The organism is Streptomyces sp. MK37H, from assembly GCF_018035285.1.
In the GTDB taxonomy this organism is placed as follows: Bacteria; Actinomycetota; Actinomycetes; order Streptomycetales; family Streptomycetaceae; genus Streptomyces; species Streptomyces endocoffeicus.
In genome coordinates this window covers 1-8,399 of the sequence record NZ_JAAAYH010000397.1, presented here as the reverse complement: position 1 = coordinate 8,399, position 8,399 = coordinate 1, and the positions used below count along the sequence as shown (strand labels likewise).

Genomic DNA, 8,399 nt, shown 5'->3' with positions numbered 1-8,399 from the left:
CGGCCACATCGCCACGCCCATCGTCCAGCGCGAACAGAAACCTGCCCGACAAGCCCGGCAATTCCCCGTTCCCCACCAATGTGTCGTCGCACAGCACGGCATCCAACTCCCGTACCCACGCCACCACATCGGCGTGCCCGTCACCGTCCAGGCCGGCCAGCGGCGACGCCACGATGTTGCGCACCCGGTCATGGCGGTCCGAGGGCAGCAGTCCGGCCGCCCGCAGCCGGGCCGCCAGCTCCGCGCCGCACCCCGCCGCCAGGCCGCGCACCTGCGCATTGCCCCGTGAGGTGATGTCCAGCCGCCCGTCGCCCAGCTCCTCGGCCACCCGTCCCAGCGCCTGCGCCTGACGGCTCGTCAGCAGCCCACCCGGTACCCGGATCCGGGCCAGCGCACCGTCGTCCGCCGGGTGCAGTCGCAGCGCGCCCGGACAGGCGTCATCGCGCCCGCGCACGGGGGTTTCATCCCCGGATGGGGTGGTTGTCGGGGGGAGGGGCATGGCGGCGAGCATACCGACGATCCGGTCCGGCCCACCGCCCCGGCCAGGCTCCACGGAGACCGGAACGCACCGTCCCGTGGCAGGTCAGCAACGCTTACTATGCTCATCGGCGGGTCGGTCCCGGCCCGCCGAACGCCAAGACGGCACTCACGGTAGGAAGCCGGTGGAAATCCGGCGCGGTCCCGCCACTGTGAGCGCGGCGGCTGCCGAACGGCAGCGGGCGCGCGAGCCAGGAACTGCCGCCGTCTTCAACCCGCCCGGGGCGCGGACCCCGAGGAAGGCATGCGCCGCATGATTCTGCTGCTGTCGACGTCCGACACCGACCTGCTCAGCGCCCGTGCCGCCACGGGCCCGGTGCCGTACCGCCTCGCCAACCCGGCCCGCCTCGCCCTCGAGGACCTCCCCGGCCTGCTCGACGGCGTCGAACTCGTCGTCGTACGGCTCCTCGGCGGCATCCGCGCCTGGCAGGAGGGGCTCGACACGCTGCTCGCGGGCGACCTCCCCGTCGTGGTCCTCAGCGGTGAACAGGCGCCCGACGCCCAGCTCATGGAGGCGTCCACGGTCCCGGTCGGCATCGCCGCCGAGGCCCACGCCTACCTCGCCCACGGCGGGCCCGCCAACCTGGGGCAGCTGGCCCGGTTCCTCTCCGACACGGTGCTGCTCACCGGCCATGGCTTCGAACCGCCCGCGCCCGCGCCCACCTGGGGTCCGCTGGAGCGCACCGCCCGCGCGGCCGACCGCGGCGACACCACCGGCCCGACCGTCGCGGTGCTCTACTACCGCGCCCACCACATGAGCGGCAACACCGCCTTCGTGGAGGCCCTGTGCCGCGCCGTGGAGGACGCCGGGGGCCGCCCGCTGCCGCTGTTCGTCGCCTCGCTGCGCGCGCCCGAGCCCGAGCTGATCGAGGCCCTCGGCGCGGCCGACGCCATCGTCACCACCGTCCTCGCGGCCGGCGGCACCCGCCCCGCCGAGGCGTCCGCGGGCGGCGACGACGAGGCGTGGGACGCGGGCGCGCTCACCGCGCTCGACGTGCCCGTACTCCAGGCGCTGTGCCTGACCTCGCCGCGCGCCGCGTGGGAGGAGAACGACGAGGGTCTTTCGCCGCTGGACGCCGCGACCCAGGTCGCCGTCCCCGAGTTCGACGGGCGGCTCATCACCGTGCCGTTCTCGTTCAAGGAGGTGGACGAGGACGGTCTGCCGGTCTATGTCGCCGATGCCGAGCGCGCCGCGCGTGTCGCCGGAATCGCGGTACGACACGCCCGGCTCCGCCATATCCCCGCCGCCGACAAGCGGCTGGCGCTCGTCCTCTCCGCCTACCCCACCAAGCACTCCCGGATCGGCAACGCCGTCGGCCTCGACACCCCCGCGAGCGCCGTCGCCCTGCTGCGCCGGCTGCGTGCCGAAGGCTACGACCTCGGCCCCGAGGACGGACCGGACGCGCTTCCGGGCCTGGCCTCCGGCGAGGGCGACGAGCTGATCTACGCCCTCATCGAGGCGGGCGGCCATGACCAGGAGTGGCTCACCGAGGAGCAGCTCGCCCGCAACCCCGTCCGCATCCCGGCCGCCCACTACCGCCGCTGGTACGCCACGCTCCCGCGGGAGCTCCGGGACGCGGTCGAGGAGCACTGGGGCCCGCCGCCCGGCGAGATGTTCGTGGACACCAGCCGCGACCCCGAGGGCGAGATCGTGCTGGCCGCGCTGCGCCGCGGCAACCTCCTGGTGGTCATCCAGCCGCCGCGCGGCTTCGGCGAGAACCCCATCGCCATCTACCACGACCCCGATCTGCCGCCCTCGCACCACTACCTGGCCGCCTACCGCTGGATGGCCACCGCGCAGACGGACGGTGGCTTCGGCGCCGACGCCATGGTCCACCTGGGCAAACACGGCAACCTGGAGTGGCTGCCGGGCAAGAACGCCGGGCTGTCCGCCGCCTGCGGCCCCGACGCCGCGCTCGGCGATCTGCCGCTGATCTACCCCTTCCTGGTCAACGACCCGGGCGAGGGCACCCAGGCCAAGCGCCGCGTCCACGCCACCCTGGTCGACCACCTCGTGCCGCCGATGGCCCGCGCCGACTCCTACGGCGACATCGCGCGGCTGGAACAGTTGCTGGACGAGTACGCGGCCATCTCCGCGATGGACCCGGCCAAGCTCCCCGCCATCCGCGCCCAGATCTGGACCCTCATCCAGGCCGCCCGGCTCGACCACGACCTGGGCCTGGAGCAGCGGCCGGACGACGACGGCTTCGACGACTTCCTGCTGCATGTCGACGGCTGGCTGTGCGAGGTCAAGGACGCCCAGATCCGCGACGGACTGCATGTCCTCGGCGGCGCGCCGACCGGGCCCGAGCGCGTCAACCTCGTACTGGCCATCCTCCGCGCCCGCCAGATCTGGGGCGGTACGTCCGCGCTCCCCGGTCTGCGCGAGGCGCTCGGCCTGGACGAGTCGGCCGCCACCCGTACCGGCGCCGACGAGGCCGAGGAGCGGGCCCGCGCGCTGGTCCAGGCGATGGAGGACGCCGCATGGGCCCCGGAGGCGGTCGAGAGGGCCGTCCTCGCCCTGCCCGACGACCAGCGCCCCGCGGTCTCCGCGGTCCTCGACTTCGCCGCCCGCGAGGTGGTACCCCGGCTGGCCGCCACGACGGACGAGATCGACCACGCCGTGCACGCGCTGAACGGCGGCTTCGTCCCCGCTGGGCCGTCCGGCTCGCCGCTGCGCGGACTGGTCAACGTCCTGCCGACCGGCCGCAACTTCTACTCCGTCGACCCCAAGGCCGTGCCCAGCAGGCTGGCCTGGGAGACCGGCCAGGCCCTCGCCGATTCGCTCCTGGGGCGCTACCGCGCCGACAACGACGGTCAGTGGCCGAAGTCCGTCGGCCTCTCGCTGTGGGGGACGAGCGCGATGCGCACCTCCGGCGACGATGTGGCCGAGGCGCTGGCGCTGCTGGGCATCCGCCCGGTGTGGGACGACGCCTCGCGCCGGGTGACGGGGCTCGAACCGGTGCCCCTCGACCAGCTGGGCCGCCCGCGCGTCGATGTCACCCTGCGCATCAGCGGGTTCTTCCGCGACGCCTTCCCGCATGTCGTGGGGCTGCTGGACGACGCCGTACGGCTCGCCGCCGCCCTCGACGAGAGCGACGAGGACAACTACGTCCGGGCACACACCCGCGCCGACCTCGCCGCACACGGTGACGAGCGCCGCGCCACCACCCGGATCTTCGGCTCCCGCCCCGGCACCTACGGCGCCGGACTGCTCCAGCTCATCGACAGCCGCGACTGGCGGACCGACGCCGACCTCGCCGAGGTCTACACGGTCTGGGGCGGCTACGCCTACGGCCGCGGTCTGGAGGGGCGCCCGGCGCGCGAGGAGATGGAGAGCGCCTACCGCCGGATCGCGGTCGCGGCCAAGAACACCGACACACGCGAGCACGACATCGCCGACTCCGACGACTACTTCCAGTACCACGGCGGCATGGTCGCCACCGTGCGCGCCCTGAAGGGCACCGCACCCGCCGCGTACATCGGCGACTCCACCCGCCCCGAGACGGTCCGCACCCGCACCCTCCACGAGGAGACCTCACGGGTCTTCCGGGCCCGGGTGGTCAACCCGCGCTGGATCGAGGCGATGCGCCGCCACGGCTACAAGGGCGCCTTCGAGCTCGCCGCGACGGTCGACTACCTCTTCGGCTACGACGCGACCACGGGCGTGGTCGCCGACTGGATGTACGACAAGCTCGCCCAGACCTATCTGCTCGACCCGGAGAACCGCGCCTTCCTGGAGGAGGCCAACCCCTGGGCGCTGCACGGCATGGCCGAGCGGCTGCTGGAGGCCGAGAGCCGCGGGCTGTGGGACGAGCCCGACCCGGAGGTGCTGGAGCGGGTGCGGGAGCTGTACCTGGAGACGGAGGGCGGCCTGGAGGGCGGGGACGACGAGTAGGCGCGTCCGCGGCTTCCCCGCGCGTCCGCGGCTTCCCCGTGCGGCCGCCGCTTCCTCGTGCGGCCGCCGCTTCCCCGCGCGTCCCGGCGCGATGAGGCGCACCGCCGCGCGATGAGCCGGGTGGCGGGTCCGGTGGGTCCGGCGGTGGCTCAGTCGGCGGACGAGTGCGCCGCCGGGCGGGTCGCCGCCCGGACCCGGTCCGGCCAAGGGGGACAGTTGACCAGTTCGGTCCACTCGCGGTCGTAGCGCCCGGGCACCGCGCGCCCCGCGGAGGCCCAGCGCTCGACCAGCGCCGCGTAGATCGGTACGGATGTGGATGTGTGAACGGTCTGATGAACCGTTCCGTCGCCTTCGGTGCTCCGGTCCAGCGCTCTGCTCGGCTGCGAGAGAGAACGGCGTCGCATCGTCGTCGTCATATTCGGACAACGCGCCGCGCCTCGCCGGGTCACCTTCCGCACGCCGGTCTCACCCGCATCGGCGTGGTGTCGCACATGTCAGCGACTGCCTGGTGGCCCGACCTGGCGGCTCCACGGTGACACGCCCGGGGCGACCGGGTCGTTCCCCTTTTCGCACGGCGAAATGAAAAGCATTGCCGCATTCATAAAGCACATTCGCCGCCGGGGCAAGAGTTTATTGATAACCGTGTCCATTGCAGCCTTTGGTGAATTCCCCTCGGGCCTGTTTCAATTGCGCTGTCCCGAAGACGATCCGAGGAGGAGCCGGTGGGAGCTCATGCGCACGGACCCGACGAGGGGCACGGCGGGCCCGGCCACGGCGGCCACACCCACGGGGTGGCGGAGAACGCCGACCGCCGCTGGCTGACCCTCGCCCTCGCATTGATCAGCGGCTTCATGGCGGTGGAGGTCATCGTCGGGATCGTCGCCCGCTCCGTGGCACTGCTGTCCGACGCGGCCCATATGCTCACCGACGCCGCCTCGATCGTTCTCGCGCTCATCGCGATCCGGCTCTCGGCGCGCCCCGCACGTGGCGGATACACCTATGGGCTCAAGCGGTCGGAAATCCTTTCCGCCCAGGCCAATGGGCTTTCCCTGCTGCTGCTCGGCGCCTATCTCGGCTATGAGGGTGTGGGACGGCTGATCGATCCGCCCGAGGTGACCGGTGGTCTGGTGCTGACCACCGCGCTGGCCGGGGTGGTGGTGAATCTCGCGGCCGCGTGGTGCATGTCGAAGGCGAACCGCTCCTCGCTCAATGTCGAGGGCGCCTTCCAGCATGTGCTCAACGATCTCTACGCCTTCATCGCCACCGCCATCGCGGGACTGGTGGTGGTGACGACGGGCTTCGCCCGGGCCGACGCGATCGCCGGTCTGCTGGTGGTGCTCCTCATGATCAAGGCGGGTGTGGAGCTGCTGCGGGCCTCCGGCCGGGTGCTGCTGGAGGCCGCCCCCGCCGGCGTCGAGCCCGATGAGGTGGGTGGCCGGCTGGTGGCCCATGGGCAGGTGGCCGAGGTGCACGATCTGCATGTCTGGCAGATCACCTCGGGCGAGGTCTCGCTCTCCGCCCATGTCCTGGTGGCGGCGGGCGGCGACTGCCACGCCGTGCGGGAGGACCTGGAGGCGGTGTTGAGCGGCGAGTACGGGATCACCCACACCACGCTGCAGGTGGACCATCTGGACGAGCCCGCCGAGCGGGAACGTTCAGAGGGAGAGCACTGTCCGACCGCCCACGGCCCGGTGCACCGGGCCGCGTCGTACGGCCACTGAGCGGGGTCCGGGAACGGCCGGCGGGTCGGCGGTGGTGTCAGGCCGCGGCCGGGGCGGCGGTCGGCCTGAAGGCGGCGGTCAGAAGCGTCTTCGCGAGCTGGGCGACCAACGCCTCCAGCGCGAGTTGGGCCAGCTTGACCAGGACGGTCGTAAGAATGTCGGCCATGAGTACCTCACTGGATGGAACACGATCGGAAGCGAGGCATCCGCTTCCAGTTCCATAGCCTGACCGGGGCCGGAAAGCGGGCGGCACACATCGGGTGAGCGTCCGGTTAACAGACGGAAAGATCTGGGTGAGAAACACCCGAGATGTCCAGTTCTCGGGTGCCATCCTCAGACCGCGAGCCGATCAGGACCGCACGGCGGATGCTGCCCGCCAAGGGCGGGCAGCCGCTCTACCTCGGCCTCGGCGCGATGGGCCTCGCCGGAGTCCTGGAATGGCCGATCGCGGTGGGCGCCGGCGTCGGGTACGCCGTGCTGCGCAACCCCCGCCCGGGGCCGAGACTCCGAACGCGAGGGGCGCCGCCGCCTGAGCCGAGTGAGCCCGGGCCCCTGGGCCTCGGCGGCAGCCGCCTGAGCCCGGGCCCGGCAGCCGCCTGAGCCCGGGCGCGGCAGCCGCCTCAGTCTCATCCCGGCCTGATGTCACGCCCGTGACGAGCCCTGATCCTCCAGCCTGACCGGCGGCAGGAACTCGCTCAGCAAGGTGCGGTGCCACCAGGCCCCGGTGGCCCGCCGCTCCGCCCGGGTGGTGAAGCGGTAGAGATACAGCCGCGCCCGCAGATGGGTGGGCGGCGTCCCCGGGAAGGGATTGGCGCGCAGCAGCTTCACCGTCGCCCGGTCGTTGACCAGCAGCTTCCCGATCAGCGGGGTGAACCAGGACCCGGCGTAGCCCGCTGAGAGCCCCGCGAACCACATCATCCAGTCCAGCCGCAGATGGTACGGGGCGTACTGGCGCGGCAACCGGCGCACATCGCCCGGCTTGCCCCGGAACTCATAGTCATGCCAGACCGTGTCCGGGGTGAGGACCGCGTCGCCGGTGCCCTGGATCACCACCTCCTGCCGGCTGCGGTTGACGCTGCCGAACGCCCCGTAGGTGTTGACCAGGTGCAGCGGATTGAACGAGAAGTTCATCAGCTGACGGCCCGACAGCAGATTGCGGGCCGGCCAGTAGCTGAGCACCAGCACCAGGGCGGTGGCGGCCAGCACCACCGCCTCGTACCAGACCGGGGGAGCGGCGAGGTCCGGTGGCCCGGGCAGCCCCAGCACCTCCGCGGCCCGGCGCCCGTCGACCGCCGGGAGCGCCAGCAGGATCGTCAGCCAGTTGAGCCAGGAGAAGTTCCCCGAGGCCACCAGCCACAGCTGGGTGACCACGACGATCCCCGCGGCCACGCTCGCGACCGGCTGCGGGGTGAACAGCACCACGGGCACGATCAGCTGCGCCACATGGTTGGCCGCCACCTCCACCCGGTGCAGCGGCTTCGGCAGATGGTGGAAGTACCAGCTCAGCGGCCCCGGCATCGGCTGGGTCTCATGGTGGTAGTACAGACAGGTCAGGTCCCGCCAGCAGCGGTCCCCACGGATCTTGATCAGCCCGGCGCCGAACTCCACCCGGAACAGCAGCCAGCGTGTCAGCCACAGGATGAGCACGGGCGGCGCGGTGTGCTCATTGCCCAGGAACACGGCGAGGAACCCCGACTCCAGCAGCAGGGACTCCCAGCCGAAGCCGTACCACACCTGCCCCACGTTGACGATCGACAGATACAGCAGCCACAGCACCAGCCACGCCAGCATCGCGACGGCCAGCGGCGCCCGGTCCGCCGCCCCCACCAGCAGCGCGGCCGACAGTGCGGCCCCCAGCCAGGCGCAGCAGGCGAAGAACCGGTCGGAGTAGTGCAGATGGAACAGGCTGGGCGAGCGGCGGAACGGCACCCGCTCCAGGAAGCGCGGCACCGGTGTCAGCCCCCGCTCGCCGAGCAGCGCCCGCCCCTGCCGGGCCGCCACCAGAAAGGCGATCAGATAGATGGCGGCCAGCCCCCGTTGGAAGACCAGCCGGCTCAGCCAGTAGTCGGATGAGGTGAACCACTCCATGGGGACCGCTCCCTGGGCCGGTGTGTCTTCGACCTGCATGTATCCGGTACCACTTCCGTCGGGTGCCCGTCATGCGCCGGGTCATACGTCGAACCGGGTTCATTCGGTAGGGGGCCTAGGGGGGGTCGGTTTAGGGGTTATCCGTGCCGTGCCCA

At 72.2% G+C, this 8,399-nt stretch carries 6 protein-coding genes, 1 pseudogene and 1 riboswitch; of the genes and pseudogenes, 3 read left to right on the top strand and 4 right to left on the bottom strand.

All coding sequences use genetic code 11. The features are described from left to right. Positions 1–511: pseudogene (locus GWI24_RS35625) on the bottom strand (nitrite reductase); the annotation flags it as partial. Positions 512–653: 142 nt separating this feature from the next. After that, positions 654–737, top strand: a riboswitch (cobalamin riboswitch). Between the two features lie 53 nt (positions 738–790). Between GWI24_RS35625 and cobN the strand changes: the two are divergent. Continuing rightward, a complete protein-coding gene (gene cobN, locus GWI24_RS35620) occupies positions 791–4,435 on the top strand; it encodes a cobaltochelatase subunit CobN (protein WP_210950171.1) in 3,645 nt (1,214 codons plus the stop codon). A gap of 149 nt (positions 4,436–4,584) precedes the next feature. On the opposite strand, the gene GWI24_RS35615 is transcribed toward cobN, so the two are convergent. Then, positions 4,585–4,839 carry a hypothetical protein gene (locus GWI24_RS35615; RefSeq protein WP_210950170.1) on the bottom strand — a complete coding sequence of 85 codons (255 nt, stop codon included), beginning with the start codon at positions 4,837–4,839 and terminating at the stop codon, positions 4,585–4,587. A gap of 318 nt (positions 4,840–5,157) precedes the next feature. Between GWI24_RS35615 and GWI24_RS35610 the strand changes: the two genes are divergently transcribed. Next, the gene (locus GWI24_RS35610; RefSeq protein WP_210950169.1) at positions 5,158–6,156 is read left to right on the top strand and encodes a cation diffusion facilitator family transporter; all 999 of its coding nucleotides are present in this window, start codon (positions 5,158–5,160) and stop codon (positions 6,154–6,156) included. Positions 6,157–6,193: 37 nt separating this feature from the next. Here the strand turns inward: GWI24_RS35610 and GWI24_RS46415 are convergent, their stop codons facing one another. Continuing rightward, positions 6,194–6,322: a hypothetical protein gene (locus GWI24_RS46415; RefSeq protein WP_269146172.1), complete on the bottom strand. Its 129-nt coding sequence runs from the start codon at positions 6,320–6,322 to the stop codon at positions 6,194–6,196. Between the two features lie 158 nt (positions 6,323–6,480). Between GWI24_RS46415 and GWI24_RS35605 the strand changes: the two genes are divergently transcribed. Next, positions 6,481–6,756: a hypothetical protein gene (locus GWI24_RS35605; protein ID WP_210950168.1), complete on the top strand. Its 276-nt coding sequence runs from the start codon at positions 6,481–6,483 to the stop codon at positions 6,754–6,756. Between the two features lie 42 nt (positions 6,757–6,798). Here the strand turns inward: GWI24_RS35605 and GWI24_RS35600 are convergent, their stop codons facing one another. Beyond that, positions 6,799–8,244, bottom strand: a complete 1,446-nt coding sequence (locus tag GWI24_RS35600; protein WP_210950167.1) for a lipase maturation factor family protein — start codon at positions 8,242–8,244, stop codon at positions 6,799–6,801. Positions 8,245–8,399 lie beyond the last annotated feature (155 nt).